The sequence below is a fragment of the Pseudomonas viridiflava genome (genome assembly GCF_900602065.1).
Lineage (GTDB): Bacteria > Pseudomonadota > Gammaproteobacteria > Pseudomonadales > Pseudomonadaceae > Aquipseudomonas.
Genome location: NZ_UWFN01000091.1, coordinates 146135 through 167503 on the forward strand (window position 1 = coordinate 146135; position 21369 = coordinate 167503).

Genomic DNA, 21369 nt, shown 5'->3' on the forward strand with positions numbered 1-21369 from the left:
CATGTGTATGACATTGCCGTTGTTTCCACTTAACGCTGTGCTGTTTCCGGGCTGCATTCTCGATCTGCAACTGTTCGAGGCGCGCTACCTGGACATGATCGGGCGCTGTATGAAGCAGGGCGAAGGTTTCGGCATCGTGTGCATCACTGAGGGCAGCGAAGTCGGCGATGTCCCCAGCGGTTATTCGTTGATCGGTTGTGAGGCGCTGGTGCGTGATTTCCAGAGCCAGGACAACGGCTTGCTTGGGATCCGCGTTGAAGGCGGACGACGGTTCCGGGTACTCAGCACTGAAACCCAGCGCGATCAGTTGCTGGTCGCTCAGGTGCAATGGCTGGATGAACCACAGGAGCGGCCGCTTCAGGAGGAAGACGCCGACCTGGTGGCGCTGCTGGCGGCCCTGGCTGAACACCCGATGGTGGAAGCGTTGAACATGGGGCTCAAAGCCAGCGGTCAGTGGTCACTGGCTAATCAGTTGGCCTATCTGCTGCCGTTTACAGAAGAGGACAAGATCGAGCTGCTGGAAATCGATGATCCCGAGGATCGTCTCGATGCCATTCAGGACCTGCTCGACGAAATGCAGGGCGATCTTCAGGCTTGAAGTAGCATCGGACCTGTAGGAGCTCCCACAGCTTGGCCGTGGATCTTGGGTCATGATGGACCTGTGGGACCGAATTCATTCGGGAAGGCGGTGTTTCGGTCTATACAAAGGCTGCGGATGTATCGGCCCCTTCGCGAATAAATTCGCTCCCACAGGGAATTTGATCTAACAGGCCAGCATGGAATGCTTTTTCAGGGTTAGTACTGATAACGCAGCACCGCATGCGGCAGCGAATACAGCGCGAACCCGCCGAACAGCGCCACCAGTGAAGGCAGTACCAGCCACCAGATTCTCACCGGCAGGGCAGGCAGCGACGATTGTCTTTGCACCAGGCTCAGGCTGATCGCGCAGAAGGTGAACGCCAGCAGCATCCCGGCCAGTACGTCAGTCGGCCAGTGCACACCCAGATAGACCCGCGACATTGCAATCGAAATCGCCGGAAGCCCGCCCAGCATCAGCCATGTCAGGCGCAACCGCACCGGTTGACCGCGGCCGGCCAATACGGCCAGGGTCATGAAAAACGCAAACGCTGCAGAGCTGTGCCCACTCGGCATGCTGTAAGTCGTCAGCGGCTCCAGCAAGACTTCCGGCCGCTGGCGGGCGAACACCCATTTCATTCCCCCGTTGGCGCAGGCGGTGCCCAGTGTTGTGATGCCCGCAAACAAGGCGTGACGCCATTGCCGCGTAGCAATCAGCAGGATCAGCAGCAAGGCGGCGGCATAGAACTGGGTACGGAAATCACCAAGGCCAGTGACCACGATGACGAACTGATCAACCACCGTGCTGCGGTGCTCCTGGATCAGGGTCATGATGCCGTTATCAAGCTGGATCAGGTGCGGCCAGCCGAAAAAGATGGCAGCGAGTAGAACCGCGCTGGTTGCAGCGATGACCTCGGTCGCGTGTTTTTTGCTGCGCAGGCTGGTCTGGATAGCCACCCCGATCAGCACGGCCAAGCCGCCCCCGACGATGCCCGCCTGAGGCCAGAAACCGTCAGGCAATGGCAGGCGCACAGCTGCACCCGCAGCCCAGCCCGGCAACAGGTAAGCAATCGACCAGCCTGCGGCCGCAACCACGCTGACTGCGGCGAACCGTGGGAAGGGCATGTCGAACATGCCCGCGACCATAGGGAGCATTGGACGCAGCGGACCAATAAAGCGCCCGACCAGAAGGCTTGCGATGCCGTAGCGCTGGAAATAGGTTTCTGCGCCGCCGATCCATTCCGGGTGGGTACGAAGACCCGGAAGGCGCCGTATGTTCTGGTGAAAGTGGCGCCCGATGAAATAAGAAACCGCATCGCCGAGCAGGCCTCCGACGAAACCCAGCAGGAGAACCTCGCCCAGCGGCAGAATCCCGCTGCCCGCCAGCGCCGCCACGGCAAACAACACAACCGTACCCGGTACGATAATCCCGACAATCGCCACGCATTCGACGAACGCGATCAAAAAAATAGCCACGCTCAGCCACGACGGATTGACCGCCAACCAGCCGGTGATGCTGTCGAGCCATTGGCCCATGGTTCAGTTTCCTTGATCGAGATAAAAGTAGTCGCGCCCTTCGACCTGACCGCGACGCAGCGGGTTCCGCGTGCAGAAGCGGGCGTAGTCAGCGTCAACGAAGCGGTACATCAGGTGTTCATCACGGCCCGCAGGTATACCCAGGCGAGTGGTCTGGATGATACGAGATGGCGTTTGACCGACATCTTCCACGAGTAACAAATTTGCATCGAAACGTTTCGCGTCCCACATCGGCACTTTCAAGCCCAGCGCCTTGCACAGCAGTGTCTGACCTGCGCACAAGCGCTCGGGCGCCCTTAGCGCGCCGCTGGCGTCAGGGTTGTTCAATTGCATTCGGGCAAGGCTGTTGGCATCCGATACGGCATCGACCCAAGGGTGCGCTGATTTAATCAGCACCGCGTTGCCCGGCCCTTCGGCGCTGAAGTTAAGCGAATCTCCGCCGCGCGCGTAGTACATATAGATATGCCCACCATCGAGAAACAGGGCCCTGCGCTTTTCGGTATAGCCAAGCGACGCGTGGCTGCCCTTTTCGGCAAAGTAATAGGCTTCGGTCTCGATAATCCGGGCCGCCAGCCACAAGTCGCCGACCTTGTGCCGAATAACTTTGCCCAGCAGCGCCTGCGCCAGAACCTGTGCGTCACGGTTGAAAAAGCTGTCGGGCAGGGCGGTTGGCATGTCTGGTTACACAAAAGAGGCGGGCATTGATGATATCAATGCCCGCCTTAATTGCAGCTGAATGTGATGGTTCAAAACTTGTGCTTGCATCTGTAGGAGCTGCCGAAGGCTGCGAAGCATGTAGCCTGACACACCACCATCGCAGCCTTCGACAGATCCTGAAGGTACTCTGATTGTTGAGCAGCAGCGCTGAGTCAGGGACACAAGGCGATCTCCCGCAGATAAAACCTTCGTCCTATTTCGCCCTGTTATCGACCATCCGCCTGTCACCGCTGTCGTTAGCGTCGCCCGACAGCTATAATCGGCCGCTTTCTTCACTGCCAAGACCTCTGAGACCATGACTGAGTCCGTTCTTGACTACATGACCCGCCTGGGTCGCGCCGCCCGCGAAGCTTCGCGAGTGATCGGTCGTGCCAGCACCGCGCAGAAAAACCGCGCCCTGCTTGCCACCGCTGCCGCTCTTGATGAGGCCCGCGCCGAGTTGTCCGCCGCCAATGATCTGGACCTGGCCGCAGGTCGCGCCAATGGTCTGGAACCGGCCATGCTTGAGCGTCTGGCCCTGACCCCCGCACGTATCGACAGCATGATCGTCGGGTTGCGTCAGGTGGCGAACCTGCCCGACCCGGTTGGCGCGATCCGCGACATGAGCTTTCGGCCGTCAGGTATTCAAGTCGGCAAAATGCGTGTGCCGCTTGGCGTTGTGGGCATCATCTATGAGTCGCGTCCGAACGTGACTATCGATGCCGCCAGTCTGTGTCTGAAGTCAGGTAACGCCACTATTTTGCGTGGCGGCTCCGAGGCGATTAACTCTAACCGGGCGATCGCTGCCTGCGTGCAACGTGGTCTGGCCGAGGCCGAGCTGCCTGCTGCCGTGGTGCAAGTGGTGGAAACGACTGACCGTGCGGCGGTTGGCGCGTTGATCACCATGCCTGAATACGTGGACGTCATTGTGCCTCGTGGAGGCAAGGGCCTGATCGAGCGCGTCAGCCGTGATGCGCGGGTTCCGGTGATCAAGCATCTGGACGGTATCTGTCATGTGTATGTCAGCGCCCATGCCGACCTGCCCAAGGCCCAGCGCATCGCGTTCAATGCCAAGACTTACCGTTACGGGATTTGCGGTGCCATGGAAACGCTGCTGGTCGATCAGACCGTCGCTGCGGATTTCCTGCCATTGATGGCGGCCCAGTTCCGTGAGAAGGGCGTCGAGTTGCGCGGTTGTGAGCGTACCCGTGATTTGATCGATGCTATTCCTGCGACCGAGGAAGACTGGCACACCGAGTATCTGGCCGCGATTCTGTCGATCCGTATCGTGAGCGGCCTGGATCAGGCCATCGAACACATCAACCATTATGGTTCGCATCACAGTGACGCGATCGTTTCCGACCATCAGGGGCAGGTTCGCCGATTCATGGCTGAAGTTGACTCCAGTTCGGTAATGGTCAATGCGCCAACCAGCTTTGCCGATGGCTTTGAATACGGATTGGGTGCGGAGATCGGTATTTCTACTGATAAGCTGCACGCCCGTGGCCCGGTAGGGCTGGAAGGTCTGACGTGCGAGAAGTACATCGTGATCGGCGATGGCCAGTTGCGCGGACAGGAGCCAGCCTGACTTGAGCGAACCTGTGCAGCACGCGGCAACGCCTGCGGATGCTGTAGTCAAGGCCGAGACGGCCTTGCCAAAACGTATCGGTATTCTGGGCGGCACGTTCGACCCGGTACACATTGGTCACTTGCGCGGCGCCCTTGAGGTTGCTGCGCTGCTTGAACTCGATGAGTTGCGCCTGACGCCCAGCGCCAGGCCTCCTCATCGCGACATGCCGAGTGTCAGCGCAAAAGACCGTCTAGCGATGGTCGAGTGTGCAGTGGCCGGCGTGACGCCCTTGACGGTGGATGACCGTGAACTGAAGCGGGACAAACCGTCGTACACCATCGACACCCTGGTATCGATGCGCGCCGAACTGGCCGCAGAGGATCAGTTGTTCCTGTTGCTGGGTTGGGATGCTTTTTGCGGGCTACCCACCTGGCATCGTTGGGAGGAGTTGCTGGAGCACTGCCATATAGTGGTGCTACAGCGCCCGGACGCAGACAGCGAGTCGCCGGATGCCATGCGCAACCTGCTGGCGGCCCGTGCGGTCAGCGATCCGAAGGCCCTGAAGGGGCCGGGCGGACACATTACATTCGTCTGGCAGACGCCTTTATCGGTGTCTGCCACCCAGATCCGCCAACTGCTGGCCAGCGGTAAGTCGGTACGTTTTCTGGTGCCAGACGCCGTACTGGCCTACATCGAGGAGCACGGGCTGTACCGTGCTCCCAATTGAACTGAATGAGTTTTATATGACCAAGCAAAAACACAATATTTCCGGCGAAGAGCTGGTTGAACTGACCAAAGCTGCTCTGGAAGACGTTAAAGCCCAGGACATCCTGGTCATCGACGTGAAAGACAAGCACAGCCTGACTGACTACATGGTTATCGCTACCGGTACTTCCAACCGTCAGATCAACGCGATGCTCGACAAGGTTCGCGAGAACGTCAAAGCCAAGGGCGCACAGCCTCTGGGCGAAGAAGGTAAAGGCGAAAGCGATTGGGTTCTGCTCGACCTGGGTGATGTCATCGTGCACATGATGACCGCTGCTGCTCGTCAGTTCTATGACCTGGAACGTCTCTGGCAGGGTGCCGAGCAAAGCCGTGCTGCAAGCGCTGCACACCACACTCCGGGTAACGAAATCGAATAAGGTCTCATTGTGCGTCTGCGTCTGATTGCCGTTGGTTCGCGCATGCCGAAGTGGGTGGAAGAGGGCTGGCATGAATATGCCAAACGTCTGCCATCCGAACTGGCACTCGAGCTCGTGGAGATTCCGCTCAATACCCGTGGCAAAAACGCCGATGTGGCCCGTCTGATCCGTCAGGAAGGCGAGGCCATGCTGGCAAAGGTGCAACCGGGCGAGCGAATCGTGACCCTGGAAGTGCACGGCAAGCCATGGAGCACCGAGCAACTCGCGGTGGAACTGGACCGCTGGCGCCTTGATTCGCGCACGGTGAATCTGATGGTTGGCGGCCCGGAAGGGCTGGCACCGGAAGTCTGTGCGCGTAGCGAGCAACGCTGGTCGTTGTCACCTCTGACGTTGCCGCACCCCTTGGTGCGCATCCTCATTGGCGAACAGATCTATCGTGCCTGGACAGTTTTGTCCGGGCATCCTTATCACAAATAGCATCGCGCCCTCATGTCTCAGCCCATCCGCCTAAAAGACCACGAGAAAGACGCACGCCTTGTGCGTGGTCGCGTCGTGGTCGGCGCTGTGGCCGTTGTGGTGCTGGTGTGTGTGTTGATTGCCCGACTGTATTTCCTGCAGGTCATCCAGTACGACTATCACTCGACACTGTCGGAAAACAACCGCGTCCATGTACAGCCGATTCCGCCCAGCCGTGGCTTGATCTTCGACCGCAATGGCGTGGTGATCGCTGACAACCGGCCGAGCTTCAGCCTGAGCATGACTCGCGAGCGTTCCGGTGACTGGGCGCAGGTGCTGGACACCATCGTCGAGGTGCTGGAGCTGACGCCGGATGACCGGCTTATCTTCGAAAAGCGTATGAAGCAGGGGCGACGGCCTTTTGAGCCGGTGCCGATCCTGTTCGAACTGACCGAAGAGCAAATAGCTCGCGTTGCGGTGAACCAGTTCCGCCTGCCGGGTGTGGAAGTCGTGGCGCAGTTGGTTCGGCATTATCCTCAGGGTGCGCACTTTGCGCACTCGGTAGGCTACATGGGGCGGATCAACGAGAAAGAGCTGAAGAACCTTGATCCGGTTAACTACAGCGGTACCCACCACATCGGCAAGACCGGGATCGAGCGTTTCTACGAAGACCAGTTGCATGGCCAGGTGGGCTACGAAGAAGTCGAAACCAACGCCCGTGGTCGCGTATTGCGCGTGCTCAAGCGAACTGATCCGGTGCCAGGCAAGGACATCGTGCTCAGCCTGGATATCAAACTTCAGGAGGCGGCTGAGGCCGCGCTCGCAGGACGGCGTGGCGCGGTTGTGGCCATGGACCCGAGAAACGGCGAGGTGCTGGCGATGGTCAGTGCGCCGAGCTTCGACCCTAATCCGTTTGTAACCGGTATCAGTTTCAAGGCTTACGCCGAGTTGCGCGATTCCATCGATCGACCGCTCTTCAACAGGATCCTGCGGGGCTTGTACCCGCCGGGTTCGACGATTAAACCGGCCGTGGCAATTGCCGGGCTGGATGCCGGGGTCGTGACTGCTTCAAGTCGCGTATTCGATCCGGGTTACTACCAATTGCCCAATTACGATCATAAATACCGTAACTGGAATCGCACTGGCGATGGCTATGTGGATCTGGATACCGCGATCATGCGCTCCAATGACACGTACTTCTACGATCTGGCCCATAAGCTGGGTATTGATCGGCTTTCTGCCTACATGAACAAATTCGGCATCGGACAAAAAGTGTCTCTGGATATGTTCGAAGAATCCCCTGGCTTGATGCCGTCCCGCGACTGGAAACGTGCGACCCGACGTCAGGCCTGGTTCCCGGGTGAAACCTTGATTCTCGGCATTGGCCAGGGCTACATGCAGGCAACACCTCTGCAGTTGGCCCAGGCGACTGCTCTGGTTGCCAACAGAGGCGTGTGGAACCGGCCGCATCTGGCCAAGACCATTGAGGGCGAGAAGCCGGTCGATGACAATCCGATGCCTAACATCGTGCTGCGCAACCCCTCCGACTGGGACAAGGTCAACCACGGCATGCAGCAGGTTATGCATGGCGCTCGGGGAACTGCGCGCAAGGCTGCCATTGGCGCTCAATACCTGATCGCGGGCAAAAGCGGCACCGCGCAGGTCGTGGCGATCAAGCAGGGTGAGAAATACGATCGCTCCAAGGTTCAGGAACGTCACCTTGACCACGCACTGTTCGTAGGCTTTGCGCCGGCCAACGATCCGAAAATTGTTGTTTCGGTCATGGTGGAAAACGGCGAGTCGGGCTCGGGGGTCGCGGCTCCTGTGGTCCGTCAGGTAATGGATGCCTGGCTGCTCAACCCCAACGGAACACTCAAACCTGAATATGGCGGCGCTCAAGCCGTGGAGGCCGCAGCCGGTGCCAGTGAAGAGTAATTTCGACCGCATTTTGTCCAGCGAAGACGTGATGCGTCGTCGGGCGACGTTCTTGCAGCGCATTCACATCGACGGTCCTTTGCTGGTCTTGCTGCTGACCCTGGCGGCAGGCAGCCTGTTCGTTCTCTACTCGGCGAGCGGCAAGAACTGGGACCTGCTGATCAAGCAGGCGAGTTCGTTCGGTATCGGTCTGGTCGCCATGGTGATCATTGCCCAGTTCGAGCCGCGCTTCATGGCTCGCTGGGTGCCCGTGCTGTATGTGGTGGGTGTGCTGTTGCTGGTCGTCGTGGATGTCATGGGTCACAACGCCATGGGCGCGACCCGCTGGATCAATATCCCCGGCGTGATCCGCTTTCAGCCTTCCGAGTTTCTCAAGATCATCATGCCCGCAACGATTGCCTGGTACCTGTCCAAGCGATCCCTGCCGCCGCATCTCAAGCATGTGGCGGTCAGTCTGGCGTTGATCGGTGTGCCGTTTGCCTTGATCGTTCGTCAGCCTGACCTGGGGACATCGCTGCTGATCCTCGCGTCGGGCGCGTTTGTGATGTTTATGGCGGGTCTGCGCTGGCGCTGGATTATCAGCGTGATTGCCGCTGCGGTGCCGGTGTCGGTGGCAATGTGGTTTTTCATCATGCACGACTACCAGAAGCAGCGCGTGCTGACCTTTCTCGATCCGGAGAGTGATCCGCTCGGCACAGGCTGGAACATCATTCAGTCCAAAGCCGCGATTGGTTCCGGTGGTGTATTCGGTAAGGGGTGGCTGCTGGGTACCCAGTCACACCTGGACTTCCTGCCGGAAAGCCACACCGACTTCATCATCGCTGTACTGGGCGAAGAGTTCGGTCTGGTGGGGATCTGCGCGCTGTTGCTTATCTATATGCTGCTCATCGGACGCGGTCTGGTGATCACGGCTCAAGCCCAGACATTGTTCGGCAAGTTGCTGGCTGGCGCGTTGACGATGACATTTTTTGTTTACGTTTTCGTCAACATCGGTATGGTCAGTGGCCTGTTGCCGGTAGTGGGTGTGCCGTTGCCCTTCATTAGCTATGGAGGAACTTCGCTCGTGACGCTGCTGTCAGCCTTTGGGGTTTTGATGTCGATCCATACACACCGTAAATGGATCGCACAGGTTTGATTAAGGTGAAGAATTCAATGCAAGTAGTGCGTAGCTGGGCTCGATATGCTCCGGTGGTCGGCCTGGTTGGCATTCTTGGATCTGTTCAAGAAGCATTCGCTGGCGACTACGAAGGTTCGCCGCAAGTGGCTGAGTTCGTCGGCCAGATGACCCGCGATTATGGCTTTGCTGGTGAGCAACTGATCGACGTGTTCCGTGACGTCGAGCGCAAGCAAGCCATTCTGGATGCGATTTCCCGTCCGGCCGAGCGGGTCAAACAGTGGAAAGACTATCGCCCGATGTTCATCACCGATGCGCGGATTGCGCGGGGCGTGGACTTCTGGCGTCAGCACGAAGCGGCATTGGCGCGTGCCGAGCAGGAATATGGCGTACCGGCTCAGGTGATCGTATCGATTATCGGCGTCGAGACTTTCTTTGGGCGCAACACCGGTAATTACCGTGTGATTGACGCCCTGTCGACGCTTGGCTTTGACTATCCGCCTCGCGCTGAATTCTTCCGCAAGGAGCTGCGTGAGTTTCTGTTACTGGCCCGTGAAGAACAGGTTGATCCGCTGACGCTCAAGGGCTCTTATGCCGGTGCGATGGGCTTGCCGCAGTTTATGCCGAGCAGCTTCCGCGCCTATGCAGTGGATTTCGACGGTGATGGGCACATCAATATCTGGACCGATCCGGATGACGCCATCGGCAGTGTGGCCAGTTACTTCAAGCAGCATGGCTGGGTCGCTGGCGAGCAGGTGGTCAGCCTTGCAAGCGTGCGCGGTGATCGCGTTGATGAAGGCCTGACACCGGGCATTGATCCGGTAAAGACCGTCGGGGAGTTGCGAGCCTTGGGGTGGTCGAGTCATGATGCGCTGCGCGATGACCTGCCAGTGACCGCATTCAAGCTGGAAGGCGAAAATGGGCCTGAATACTGGATGGGTTTGAAGAATTTTTATGCAATCACTCGCTATAACCGCAGTGTGATGTACGCCATGAGTGTGCATCAGCTGTCTGAATTATTGGTTCAAGCTCGGGGCGTCAAGTAATGCGGGCATTGCCGATGGTTACATCTTTGAAGTTGATGGCGTTGGCTTCGCTGTCATTGCTGGTGGTCAGCTGTTCGTCCCCAAGTCGTCCTGTGCAGAAGGGCACGGCGGGTATCTCTTCGCCACCGGGCCTGGACATCAACCGTGCCCATAAAGACGGCGCACCTTGGTGGGACGTGGATATTTCGCGTATCCCTGATGCGACGCCAAGCCTGCACACCGGTCCGTACAAGGCCAACCCGTACACCGTGCTGGGCAAGACTTATTTCCCTATTCAGGACTCCAGAAACTATGTCGCGTCGGGCACTGCGTCCTGGTACGGGACCAAGTTCCATGGCCAGAACACCGCCAATGGCGAGGTTTATGACCTGTATGGGATGAGCGCGGCGCACAAGACATTGCCGCTGCCCAGCTATGTCAAAGTGACCAACCTGGACAACAACCGTACGGTGATTTTGCGAGTCAATGACCGCGGACCGTTCTATTCGGACCGGATCATTGACTTGTCTTATGCCGCCGCCAAGAAGCTCGGCTATGCCGAAAGCGGCACCGCACGGGTCAAGGTTGAAGGGATCGACCCGCAGGTATGGCTAGCCCAGAATGGGCGTCCTGCGCCGCTGCTGCCGAATCAGCCACAGGCGATTCCGCAACCTGCAGCACCGGCTTTGGTCGCATCTGCCGGGACCATCGAGCAGTACACGCCACCGCCGCAACAGCATGCTGCGCCAGCGGTGCCGTTTGACGCAAAAAAAAACGCTTCCGTACCAGTCTCTGGGCTGTATCTCCAGGTGGGCGCGTTCGCCAACCCGGACGCTGCAGAACTCCTGAGGTCGAAATTGAGCGGGATGGTTCGGGCGCCGGTATTCGTGAGTTCGATAGCCCGCAACCAGCAGACACTCTATCGAGTTCGAATGGGGCCGATCGAGACGCAGGGTGAAGCCCAGCAAATGCAAAACAGCGTAAGGTCAGCCAATCTGGGCCAGCCTAGCGTCGTGACACTGGATTAATAGCCGTTCACGTCCGGCAGCGATGTCGGGACGGGTCGGTTTGCAGTTGCCTGCCAGACTCATTGCCATCAGAGCAAGTCGCGCAGGCAACTGTCCATGAGCCTGTTTGTCGAACAGGCGGCTCATGGGCCAGGATTAGAGCCTGGCACCGCCGGTCGTTGGCAGCGGCACCGCTTCCATCGGCCCGTTAAGCTTTGCCCGCGAGGGCATGTTTGCCCATTAGCAATTTCGAGAGACGGATGAACATCACCACCTTTGCAAAACGCTTGTGCCTGCTTGTACCGCTGATCATCACTCCGGCTGCCTGGGCTGCCGAGCAGATGACGCCTTCCGCACCGCAACTGGCTGCCAAGGCCTACGTGCTGATGGACGCCAGCAGCGGTAACGTTCTGGTCGAGAACAATGGCGACCAGCGCCTGGCGCCTGCAAGCCTGACCAAACTGATGACCGCCTACATCGCGACTCTGGAAATCCGTCGTGGTCAGATCGGTGAGAATGACCCTGTGACCGTCAGCGAAAACGCCTGGCGCACCGGTGGCTCGCGGATGTTCATCAAAGTCGGCAGCCAGGTGACCGTCAGTGACCTGCTGCACGGGATCATCATCCAGTCGGGTAACGACGCCAGCGTAGCGCTCTCCGAGCACATCGCAGGCAGCGAAGATGCGTTCGCCGACATGATGAACAAGACTGCTGCTGATCTGGGCATGACTAACAGTCACTTCATGAACCCGACAGGCCTGCCAAATCCTGAGCATTACTCTTCTGCTCACGACATGGCGATTCTGGCCCGCGCGATCATTCATGAAGATCCGGCTCACTATGCTATCTACTCGCAGAAAGAGTTCTTCTGGAACAACATCAAGCAGCCAAACCGTAACCTGCTGCTGTGGCGCGACAAGACGGTCGATGGCCTGAAAACCGGTCACACCGACGAAGCGGGTTACTGCATGGTTTCGTCTGCCGTGCGCGACGGCATGCGTCTGATCGCAGTGGTATTCGGTACCGCGAGCGAGCAGGCCCGTGCTGCTGAAACCCAGAAGTTGCTGACTTACGGTTTCCGTTTCTTCGAAACCCAGAACTTCTACCAGAAGGGCACCGAACTGGCTCAGGCCACTGTCTGGAAAGGTACCGAGCGCCAGGTCAAAGCCGGCCTGGCTGAAGACCTGAGCATGACCATGCCAAAAGGCGAGATGAAGAAGCTGACCGCCAGCATGACCATGAACCCGCAACTGGTTGCGCCAATCGCCAAGGGCGATGTGATCGGCAAGGTAGAAGTGAAAATGGAAGACAAAGTCGTCCACACTGCCAACCTGATTGCCCTCGACGCTGTTGAGGAAGGTGGCATCTTCCGCCGCGTGTGGGATAGCATTCGTCTGTTCTTCTACGGCTTGTTCAACTGATAACAGTACAACGCTGACCATGACGCGCCCGCTCATACCCTGAGTGGGCGCGTTTCCGTCTTCACGGCTTGTGAGACCTTTACTGCCATGACAGATTCCGACGTCAAGTCGCACAAAATCGAATTCCCCTGCGATGACTATCCGATCAAAGTGATCGGTGACACAGGTGTGGGGTTCAAAGACAGCGTGATCGAGATTCTGGCCAAATACGCCAAGATCGAGATATCCACGCTCGCCGAGCGCCAAAGCAGCAACGGCAAGTACACGACTATCCAGTTGCACATCGTTGCGACAGGCGAAGACCAATTGCGTGACATCAATAGCGCCCTGCGTGCTACGGGTCGCGTGCACATGGTGCTTTGATGGCCGCAATGCTGGGCGTTCGCGAGCTGGGTCAGGTCGATTACGAGCAGGCCTGGCATGCGATGCAGCGCTTTACCGATCAACGCGGCAAAGAGACTCAGGACGAGATCTGGTTGGTGCAGCACGCGCCGGTTTTCACCCAGGGACAGTCCGGAAAGCCCGAACATTTGCTGCTGCCGGGTAATATTCCGGTGGTACAGGTCGATCGTGGCGGCCAAGTGACCTATCATGGGCCCGGCCAACTGGTGGTCTATCTGATGCTCGATGTCAGACGCCTTGGTTTCGGTGTGCGTGATCTGGTGACCCGGATCGAAAATAGCCTGATCGACCTGTTGGCCAGTTACGGTGTAACAGCTGCGGCAAAGGCTGACGCACCGGGTGTTTATGTCGAAGGAGCGAAGATCGCATCCCTGGGATTGCGAATTCGCCAAGGTTGTTCATTCCACGGTCTGGCGCTTAACGTCGACATGGATCTTGAGCCCTTTCGACGGATTAACCCCTGTGGATACGCAGGGCTGGCAATGACCCAGCTGTGCGATCATGCAGGCCCGATTGAATTTGCCGAGGTAAGTGCCCGGCTGCGCGCGCAGCTCGTCAAACACCTCGACTATGCTGAGCAGACGACCCTAACGGGCGGAATCGACTGATTATGACTACTGCGACTGATATTGCGGATAACGCCGTACAAACCTTGATCCCTACCGTTGATGTTTCCGAGCGTGCGCCCCGTCCGAAAGTCGAGGCAGGCGTAAAGTTGCGTGGCGCGGAGAAAGTTGCGCGTATCCCGGTGAAGATCATTCCGACTGTCGATCTGCCGAAAAAGCCTGACTGGATCCGCGTTCGTATTCCGGTTTCCCCTGAGGTTGATCGCGTTAAACAACTGCTGCGCAAGCACAAACTGCACAGCGTTTGCGAAGAGGCTTCCTGCCCGAACCTGGGTGAATGCTTCTCCGGTGGCACCGCAACCTTCATGATCATGGGTGATATCTGCACCCGTCGCTGCCCGTTCTGCGACGTGGGCCATGGTCGTCCGAAGGCGCTGGACGTCAACGAGCCGACCAACCTGGCTGTTGCCATCGCCGACCTGCGTCTCAAGTACGTGGTAATCACCTCGGTTGACCGCGACGACCTGCGTGACGGCGGTGCCCAGCACTTCGCCGACTGCATCCGCGAGATCCGCAAGCTGTCGCCGAACGTGCAACTCGAAACGCTGGTCCCGGACTACCGTGGCCGTATGGATGTCGCGTTGGAAATCACCGCAGCCGAGCCACCGGATGTGTTCAACCACAACCTGGAAACGGTGCCGCGTCTGTACAAGGCTGCGCGTCCGGGCTCTGATTACCAGTGGTCGCTGACCCTGCTGCAGCGTTTCAAGCAAATGGTCCCGCACGTACCGACCAAGTCCGGCTTGATGCTGGGTCTGGGCGAAACCGATGAAGAAGTCATCGAAGTGATGCAGCGCATGCGCGAGCACGACATCGACATGCTGACCCTTGGTCAGTACCTGCAGCCTTCGCGCAGCCACTTGCCTGTTCAGCGCTTCGTGCACCCGGACACTTTCGCCTGGTTCGCCGAGGAAGGTTACAAGATGGGCTTCAAAAACGTGGCGTCTGGCCCGCTGGTGCGCTCTTCGTACCACGCTGACGAGCAGGCCAAGATCGCCGTCAAAGCGATGGTCTGACGTTCAAATTGCAGCTGAAAGCAAAAAAGGGCCGGATATCACTATCCGGCCCTTTTTTTGTTTGCGAATGTTCAGAGTGTTAAAGACTCTATCCTGGCCTGCAAACCCAACTCCCGTGGGAGCGAATTCATTCGCGAAAGCGGTATTCCAGCCAATGAAAATGTGTTGAATGGACTGCCCTCTTCGCGAATGAATTCGCTCCCACAAGTGTCCGCGCAAATTTGCCTGATTCTATGGCTTGCGCAGATTCTGCAGCAACTCCTGTGTCGGATACCCATCTGCTGGCCAGCCGAGCGCCTGCTGCGCACTGCGAATGGCTTTGCGCGTATTGGCGCCGATAATGCCGTCTGGGTTGCCTGCGTCGTAGCCTTTGGCCGAGAGCAGGGTTTGCAGTTCCATGCGCTCAGAGCGTCCTAGAGGGACGTCTCCACGGGGCCAACTGCCTTCGACGTAGCCACCACCCTGGAATCGTCCCGACAACAGCCCGATAGCCAGCGCATACGAGGAGGAGTTGTTGTAGCGCAGGATGGCGCGGAAGTTATCCATCACCAGAAAGGCCGGGCCTTTATAGCCTGCCGGTAACAGCAGGGCGGCCTGTTGCTGGGCCGCCGTGGGTGGCAAGGCGCTGCCGTTGGGCAGCGTCAGCCCCAGTTGTTGCCATTCAGCCAGAGTCTTGCGGGTCGACGCATCAGCCAGCGCATAGTCAAAACCAGGCGCCAGTTTGACTTCGTAGCCCCAGGGCTGACCGGTCTGCCAGCCAGAGCTTTGCAGGTAATGAGCCGTCGATGCGAGCGCATCAGGCGCGCTGTTCCAGATATCACGGCGACCGTCACCGTCAAAGTCAACGGCATGAGTGTTGTAGGTCGTCGGGATGAACTGCGTCTGGCCCATGGCGCCGCCCCAAGAGCCGATCATTTGTTCTGGCGATATATCGCCCTGTTGCAGAATTTGCAGCGCAGCCAGCAGTTGGTCTTGAGCGAAACTGCGACGTCGACCTTCGTAGGCCAGTGTCGCCAGCGAGCGAATGACGGATTGCGAACCCTGGAATTGTCCGAAGTTGCTTTCCATACCCCACACCGCAACCAACGCATTGCGATCAACGCCGTAACGTTGTTCGATGGTTTGCAGGACCCCAGCGTACTGGTTGAGTAATGCCTGCCCCTTGCGAACCCGCGCATCCGAAATTGCGCCGTCCAGATATTCCCACACCGGGCGGGTAAATTCTGGCTGGCTGCGATCAGCCTTGACCACTTTCATGTCTGGCGTGACGCCAGTAAAAGCGCGATCAAAAATGTCCGGTCTGATACCTGCCTTGAGGGCTTGCGTGCGGAAGCCAGCCTGCCAGTCGGCAAAGCTCATGGTCGGGAGGATATCGAGATTGGCATCTACGGCAATCGCCGGGGCAGGGGAGGCCACCGGGGTTGTGTTGACGCGGGGAAGCGGTGTGGCGTCGGCTGCTGTCGGCTTTTCCGCGCAGGCAACTAACAGGACAAGGCTGGAGGCAGCGATCATTTGGCGCATTTGCCAACGTCGGAAAAAACAAGAGGGCATGCTTGGGTCCAAGGTATTACCGTTAGGTGCAGACCTTAACATGCCTGCAGGCCGGAAAGGACCTCAGGGAACAGTCGTGATGTTTCAAGCCGCCAGAAAGCAAGAAGCCTCCCAGCTTTTAGACTGGAAGGCTTCGCGGCGGTAGCTGCCTTTGCCTTTGCCGGGTTGTTCCTGGCGGCTGCGGAACAATGGCTGGGCGATGATGGATTTGGCCTTGTTGGGCCGCTTTGGCTTTTTCATGGAAGGTGCTCTCTCGGCGGATAGGTAAGCGGCGCAGATGATCGGCTCAAGACAGAGCTGTGTCTAATTGATCTGCGCTATCGTTGGCAAATTTAGGTGTGAAGATTATTCATTGGCCTGAAAGTCCGGTCCTTGTGGGAGCGAATTCATTCGCGATGAAGACATCTCAGGCGATACATAGGCTGCGGATGTACCTTCCACAGGCACAGATATCTCAGCAGGAATAGTCCGAGCAGGCGTTACTCCGCTGGTAACGCCAGCCGCTGTCCGGCCATCAGCAACGATAACCGACTCAAGCTGCTCCATGGCGAGCCGACCGCCTGGCCTTTGATCTGCGCATCGATGCGTTGCGCGTCCATCAGCAATTCACCCCAGCGCTTGGCGGAGTAGCGCTGCAATGCCTTGCTCATCAGTGGTTTTCGTTTATCCCAAATGGGCGGTCGTGCTGAGCTGAAAGCTTTGTCCAGTGGCACGCCCTGGCTGAATTGCAGCGCCAGGTTGGCCAGAACCCGCAGTTCACGAGACAGCGCCCACAGAATGACCGGCGGCTCGACACCTTCGCCGCGCAGTCCCTCAAGCATCCGCAAGGCGTGAGAGGCTTCGCCGTTCAGGATCGCGTCGGTAAGGCCGAAAACATCAAATCGCGCGCTATCAGCGACTGCCGCTTGCACGGTCTCGACAGTGATCTGACCTTCTTCGGCCATCAGCTTGAGCTTTTCGATTTCCTGCGCTGCTGCCAGCAGATTGCCTTCCACTCGAGCGGCTATAAGCTCAACGGCATCCTGAGTTGCGCTCAGACCGGACTGAGACAGGCGCTGGCGAATCCACTGTGGCAACTGCCCAGCATCCACTGGCCAGATTTGCACGAACTGAGTCTGGGCGCCCTCGACCAACGCTTTGCCCCATTTGGTTTTCTGCGCGCTGCCATCGAGCTTTGGCAAGCTGATCAGCAGCAATGTGTCTTCCGCCGGGCGTGAACAGTACTCCATCAGCGCTGCAGCCCCTTTGTCGCCAGGCTTGCCGGAAGGCAGGCGCAACTCCAGCAGGCGACGTTCGGCGAAAAGCGACATGCTCGCACCGGCTTGCAGCAGCGTGCCCCAGTCGAAACTGGAGTCGGCACTAAAGACCTGACGTTCATCAAACCCTTGCTGTCTTGCGGCGGCTCGAATAGCGTCGGCGGCCTCTTGGCACAGCAACGGGTCGTCGCCGCTGATCACGTAAACAGGCGACAGGTTGCCTTGCAGGTGTTTGCCGAGTTGGGCCGGTGCGAGTTTCATATGAGATTCCTCGGTGTCCCTGACGCCGCGTTGGCTGGCAGCAAACCAAAGACCTGTAGGAGCCAACGTGTTGGCGAGGCGGCGTGTCTGGCATTCCCTTCGCCAACACGTTGGCTCCTGCAGGAGAATGCACTTCAAGAAAATAAAAAAGGGAGGCCAGCAAGGAGCTGGCCCCGGGCATTTTTAACGAGAAGGGATTTCGATCGGCGACTGTTGTGGAGTTTCGTCGCGAATACGTTGTGCGGCTTCCAGTGCATCGGCTTCAGCCTTGGCGACTGCGTCGGCCTTGGCCTGCAGTTCATCCAGTTGTGCTGGCGTCAATTGCTGCAGTTGGGCCATCAGGTTCTGTATCAGGTCGCTGCGCATTTCGTTGCGAACCTGCACAGCCTGCAGGTCAGAGCCAGTCAGGTTATTGCCATCATGCACGTAGATCTTTTCGATCTGGATTTTGCGTTGCAACAGCTGACGATTCTGACTGCCCTTTATTTCGTAGTTGAGCGTGGTGTTCAGCGTGTACTCGGCTGCACGCCCAGCGCCTCCTGAGCTCGCTTTACGCTGAGTCTCCTGTTCATCGAGAATAGCCAGCTTGTACGGAGCACCGGTGTAGATCTTTACGCCATTGCCTTCCAGAACCTGGCGCAGTTGCACAACGGTTTTACCGTAGGCATCACGCGCGCTGAGGTCCAGTTCCTTGATGGACAGCTGGTTTTCACCGGTACCACGCAGCTGGAAACCACAGGCGCTCAACAATACGGCGAGGCCCATAACCAGCAAATTGCGTTTGATCATCTTGATGCTCCCCTTGAAACCGTTTGGGTCGACTCTGCGAACCCAGGAAATATGTTCAGCGCCCGCGCATGGTCGGGCGCCTGATCCCATCAGCTTGCGACGATATTGACCAGTTTGCCGGGCACCACGATCACTTTACGGATCGTCAGGCCATCGATGAAACGCAGTACGTTTTCGTTGGTCCGGGCAGCGGCTTCTACTTCTTCGCGGGTAGCACTGGCAGGCATTTCGATCTGGCCGCGCAGTTTACCGTTAACCTGGATGACCAACTGCAAGCTGTCTTGAACCAACGCGGTCTGGTCCAGAACCGGCCAGCCAGCGTCGATGATCGGCGTGTTATGACCCAATTCACTCCAGAGTTCGTGGCTGATGTGCGGCGTGATCGGAGCCAGCAACAATGCAACTGTTTCCAGACCTTCCTGCAGCAGCGCGCGATCCTGAACTGAGGCATGTGGTGCTTTTTCCAGCACGTTCATCAGCGTCATTACCTGCGCGATGGCCGTGTTGAATTTGTGGTGCTGACCCACATCCTGGCTGGCTTGCTTGATTGCCTGATGGATGGCACGGCGAATGGCTTTCTGATCGTCGTTCAGCGAAGCGATATCCAGCGCGGCTGGTAGCCCTTGCGTCACATGGCTTTGCGCCAGACGCCAGACGCGACGCAGGAAGCGATGCGAGCCTTCAACGCCGGAGTCAGACCACTCCAGGCTCATGTCAGGCGGCGATGCGAACATCATGAACAGGCGGCAGGTGTCTGCGCCGTACTGATCGATCATCGACTGAGGGTCAACGCCATTGTTCTTCGACTTGGCCATCTTCTCGGTGCCACCAATCTCGACCGGCAAGCCGTCGCTGATCAGTTTGGCGCCAATGATCTTGGCTTTGCTGTCGCGCTCAAGTTCGACATCGGCCGGGTTGAACCACGTCTTGCTGCCGTTGGCTTCGAGACGATAGTAGGTTTCGGCGATAACCATGCCTTGAGTCAGCAGGTTCTTGAACGGCTCGTTCGAGGTCACCAGGCCTTCGTCGCGCATCAGCTTGTGGAAGAAGCGCGCATACAGAAGGTGAAGGATTGCGTGTTCGATACCGCCAATATATTGATCAACCGGCAGCCAGTGGTTGGCTGCAACAGGATCAACCATTCCGCCTTCATAGTGTGGCGAGGCGTAACGGGCAAAGTACCAGGACGACTCCACGAAGGTGTCCATGGTGTCGGTTTCGCGCTTGGCTGGTGCGCCGCATTTCGGGCAACTGCACTCGTAGAACTCAGGCATGCGCGCCAAGGGCGAGCCAGCGCCGTCGGGTACAACGTCTTCAGGCAGTACGACTGGCAGTTGATCTTCAGGAACCGGTACATCGCCGCAGGTGTCGCAATGCACGATCGGGATCGGGCAGCCCCAGTAACGCTGACGGCTGATGCCCCAGTCGCGCAGGCGGAATTGAGTGCGTGATTGACCGAGGCTCTTCTTGGTCAGTGCAGCTTCCATGGCGTCGAATGCGCCAGCGAAATCCAGGCCATCGAACTCGCCAGAGTTGATCAGCGTGCCGTGCTCGCCGTAAGCCGCCTGCCATGGCGCGGGTGTTTCATCGCCTGCGCTGGTGCGGACTACGGCCTTGATTGGCAGGTCGTATTTCGAGGCGAACTCGAAGTCACGCTCGTCGTGTGCAGGGACTGCCATTACAGCGCCGTCGCCATAATGCATCAGCACGTAGTTGGCGACCCACACTGGCAGCTTTTCACCGGTCAGTGGGTGCTCGACGAACAGCGAGGTCGGCAGGCCTTTCTTTTCCTGGGTGGCAACGTCGGCTTCGGCGACGCTGCCGCTTTTGCATTCGTTGATGAACGCCTGCAGCTGCGGATCGTTCTGCGCGGCCAGGGTAGCCAGCGGGTGTTCGGCAGCGACGGCGACATACGTCGCGCCCATCAGGGTGTCCGGACGGGTAGTGAAGACTTTCAGTGCACCGGCTTCACCAATGGACGCCTGGTCGTACGGGAACTGCACTTCCATGCCACGGGATTTGCCAATCCAGTTGCGTTGCATGGTTTTGACCTGCTCGGGCCAGCCCGGCAGTTCGTCAAGGCTCTGCAACAGTTCATCCGCGTAAGCGGTGATCTTGAAGTAGTACATCGGGATTTCGCGCTTCTCGATGATCGCGCCCGAACGCCAGCCGCGACCGTCGATGACCTGTTCGTTGGCCAGTACGGTCTGGTCAACCGGGTCCCAGTTCACGGTACCGTTTTTGCGGTAGATCACGCCTTTTTCGAAGAGGCGCGTGAACAGCCACTGTTCCCAGCGATAGTAATCAGGCTTGCAGGTGGTGACTTCCCGGGACCAATCGATCGCCAGGCCCAGGCTTTTCAACTGGGTCTTCATATAGGCGATGTTTTCGTAGGTCCACTTGGCGGGCGCGACATTGTTTTTCATCGCGGCGTTTTCCGCCGGCATGCCAAATGCGTCCCAGCCCATTGGCTGCAGGACATTTTTGCCTTGCATGCGCTGGTAGCGGGCGATCACGTCACCGATGGTGTAGTTGCGCACGTGACCCATATGCAGCTTGCCGCTAGGGTAAGGAAACATCGACAGGCAATAGAACGTCTCCTTGCCTGGCTGTTCACTGACTTCAAAAGACTTTTGCTCGTCCCAGAAGGTTTGGGCGGCGGCTTCGATTTCACGGGGCTGATAGAGTTCGTGCATGGCTACTTTTTACTAAAGATTGGTGACCCTTGACCTCTTCGTTGCATCGCCGAGTCAGGTCGGCACCGCTTGCCGGACAATGGAAACTGCCTGTGCGGTGCTTTCGTGCTCACGCGAGCGGAAGTGGAATTACAGGAAGCGCCGTAGCATACATGAGCGCCGACTATCGAGGGAAACCCTGATTGCGTGGCTCATTGCTCCCAGGGACCTGTTGCGCAGCACCCAGCCGCCGTTTGTCGCAGCAATGCACCGGTTTTGACAGCGGCGCTAAGCTCAATGACGAGGGTATGTTTT

At 58.2% G+C, this 21369-nt stretch carries 20 protein-coding genes; 13 read left to right on the forward strand and 7 right to left on the reverse strand.

The window, feature by feature from the left end; translation table 11 throughout:
* Positions 1 to 7 precede the first annotated feature (7 nt).
* Positions 8 to 598, forward strand: coding sequence for an LON peptidase substrate-binding domain-containing protein (locus EE949_RS02205; protein WP_122662447.1), 591 nt, complete (start codon positions 8 to 10; stop codon positions 596 to 598).
* 197 nt (positions 599 to 795) lie between these two features.
* Here the strand turns inward: EE949_RS02205 and EE949_RS02210 are convergent, their stop codons facing one another.
* On the reverse strand, positions 796 to 2112 hold the full coding sequence (locus EE949_RS02210) for a bifunctional DedA family/phosphatase PAP2 family protein (protein WP_122662449.1): 1317 nt from the start codon (positions 2110 to 2112) through the stop codon (positions 796 to 798).
* Between the two features lie 3 nt (positions 2113 to 2115).
* Positions 2116 to 2787: a DNA-3-methyladenine glycosylase gene (locus EE949_RS02215; protein WP_122662451.1), complete on the reverse strand. Its 672-nt coding sequence runs from the start codon at positions 2785 to 2787 to the stop codon at positions 2116 to 2118.
* Positions 2788 to 3124: 337 nt separating this feature from the next.
* Between EE949_RS02215 and EE949_RS02220 the strand changes: the two genes are divergently transcribed.
* The 12 genes from EE949_RS02220 to lipA all read left to right on the forward strand — a co-directional run bounded on the left by EE949_RS02220 (position 3125) and on the right by lipA (position 14522).
* On the forward strand, positions 3125 to 4396 hold the full coding sequence (locus EE949_RS02220) for a glutamate-5-semialdehyde dehydrogenase (RefSeq protein WP_122662453.1): 1272 nt from the start codon (positions 3125 to 3127) through the stop codon (positions 4394 to 4396).
* Positions 4397 to 4460: 64 nt separating this feature from the next.
* On the forward strand, positions 4461 to 5105 hold the full coding sequence (gene nadD / locus EE949_RS02225; RefSeq protein WP_122662614.1) for a nicotinate-nucleotide adenylyltransferase: 645 nt from the start codon (positions 4461 to 4463) through the stop codon (positions 5103 to 5105).
* A gap of 16 nt (positions 5106 to 5121) precedes the next feature.
* Positions 5122 to 5520, forward strand: coding sequence for a ribosome silencing factor (gene rsfS / locus EE949_RS02230; protein WP_122662455.1), 399 nt, complete (start codon positions 5122 to 5124; stop codon positions 5518 to 5520).
* A 9-nt stretch (positions 5521 to 5529) separates the two neighbouring features.
* Positions 5530 to 5997, forward strand: a complete 468-nt coding sequence (rlmH, locus tag EE949_RS02235) for a 23S rRNA (pseudouridine(1915)-N(3))-methyltransferase RlmH (protein WP_122662457.1) — start codon at positions 5530 to 5532, stop codon at positions 5995 to 5997.
* A 12-nt stretch (positions 5998 to 6009) separates the two neighbouring features.
* Positions 6010 to 7911, forward strand: coding sequence for a penicillin-binding protein 2 (mrdA, locus tag EE949_RS02240; RefSeq protein WP_122662459.1), 1902 nt, complete (start codon positions 6010 to 6012; stop codon positions 7909 to 7911).
* A 31-nt stretch (positions 7912 to 7942) separates the two neighbouring features.
* A complete protein-coding gene (gene rodA, locus EE949_RS02245; protein WP_162874186.1) occupies positions 7943 to 9046 on the forward strand; it encodes a rod shape-determining protein RodA in 1104 nt (367 codons plus the stop codon).
* Between the two features lie 17 nt (positions 9047 to 9063).
* Positions 9064 to 10071 (forward strand): lytic murein transglycosylase B, encoded by a 1008-nt coding sequence (gene mltB / locus EE949_RS02250; protein WP_122662461.1) that lies wholly within the window; start codon positions 9064 to 9066, stop codon positions 10069 to 10071.
* Positions 10071 to 11078: a septal ring lytic transglycosylase RlpA family protein gene (locus tag EE949_RS02255; protein ID WP_122662463.1), complete on the forward strand. Its 1008-nt coding sequence runs from the start codon at positions 10071 to 10073 to the stop codon at positions 11076 to 11078. Before mltB ends, EE949_RS02255 begins: the two co-directional genes overlap by 1 nt.
* Before the next feature lie 239 nt (positions 11079 to 11317).
* A complete protein-coding gene (locus EE949_RS02260; RefSeq protein ID WP_122662465.1) occupies positions 11318 to 12478 on the forward strand; it encodes a D-alanyl-D-alanine carboxypeptidase family protein in 1161 nt (386 codons plus the stop codon).
* A gap of 87 nt (positions 12479 to 12565) precedes the next feature.
* The gene (locus tag EE949_RS02265) at positions 12566 to 12841 is read left to right on the forward strand and encodes a DUF493 domain-containing protein (RefSeq protein ID WP_027902321.1); all 276 of its coding nucleotides are present in this window, start codon (positions 12566 to 12568) and stop codon (positions 12839 to 12841) included.
* Positions 12841 to 13488: a lipoyl(octanoyl) transferase LipB gene (gene lipB, locus EE949_RS02270; RefSeq protein WP_122662467.1), complete on the forward strand. Its 648-nt coding sequence runs from the start codon at positions 12841 to 12843 to the stop codon at positions 13486 to 13488. The genes EE949_RS02265 and lipB overlap by 1 nt, the downstream gene beginning before the upstream one ends.
* Positions 13489 to 13490: 2 nt before the next feature.
* On the forward strand, positions 13491 to 14522 hold the full coding sequence (gene lipA, locus EE949_RS02275; RefSeq protein WP_095100443.1) for a lipoyl synthase: 1032 nt from the start codon (positions 13491 to 13493) through the stop codon (positions 14520 to 14522).
* 231 nt (positions 14523 to 14753) lie between these two features.
* Here the strand turns inward: lipA and EE949_RS02280 are convergent, their stop codons facing one another.
* The 5 genes from EE949_RS02280 to leuS all read right to left on the reverse strand — a co-directional run bounded on the left by EE949_RS02280 (position 14754) and on the right by leuS (position 21075).
* Positions 14754 to 16073 carry a lytic murein transglycosylase gene (locus EE949_RS02280; RefSeq protein WP_122662469.1) on the reverse strand — a complete coding sequence of 440 codons (1320 nt, stop codon included), beginning with the start codon at positions 16071 to 16073 and terminating at the stop codon, positions 14754 to 14756.
* 84 nt (positions 16074 to 16157) lie between these two features.
* Positions 16158 to 16313, reverse strand: coding sequence for an alternative ribosome rescue factor ArfA (gene arfA, locus EE949_RS02285; RefSeq protein ID WP_122662472.1), 156 nt, complete (start codon positions 16311 to 16313; stop codon positions 16158 to 16160).
* Positions 16314 to 16552: 239 nt separating this feature from the next.
* Positions 16553 to 17590: a DNA polymerase III subunit delta gene (gene holA / locus EE949_RS02290; protein WP_122662474.1), complete on the reverse strand. Its 1038-nt coding sequence runs from the start codon at positions 17588 to 17590 to the stop codon at positions 16553 to 16555.
* Positions 17591 to 17773: 183 nt separating this feature from the next.
* Positions 17774 to 18379, reverse strand: coding sequence for an LPS assembly lipoprotein LptE (lptE, locus tag EE949_RS02295; RefSeq protein WP_122662476.1), 606 nt, complete (start codon positions 18377 to 18379; stop codon positions 17774 to 17776).
* A gap of 89 nt (positions 18380 to 18468) precedes the next feature.
* Positions 18469 to 21075 carry a leucine--tRNA ligase gene (gene leuS / locus EE949_RS02300; RefSeq protein WP_122662479.1) on the reverse strand — a complete coding sequence of 869 codons (2607 nt, stop codon included), beginning with the start codon at positions 21073 to 21075 and terminating at the stop codon, positions 18469 to 18471.
* Positions 21076 to 21369 lie beyond the last annotated feature (294 nt).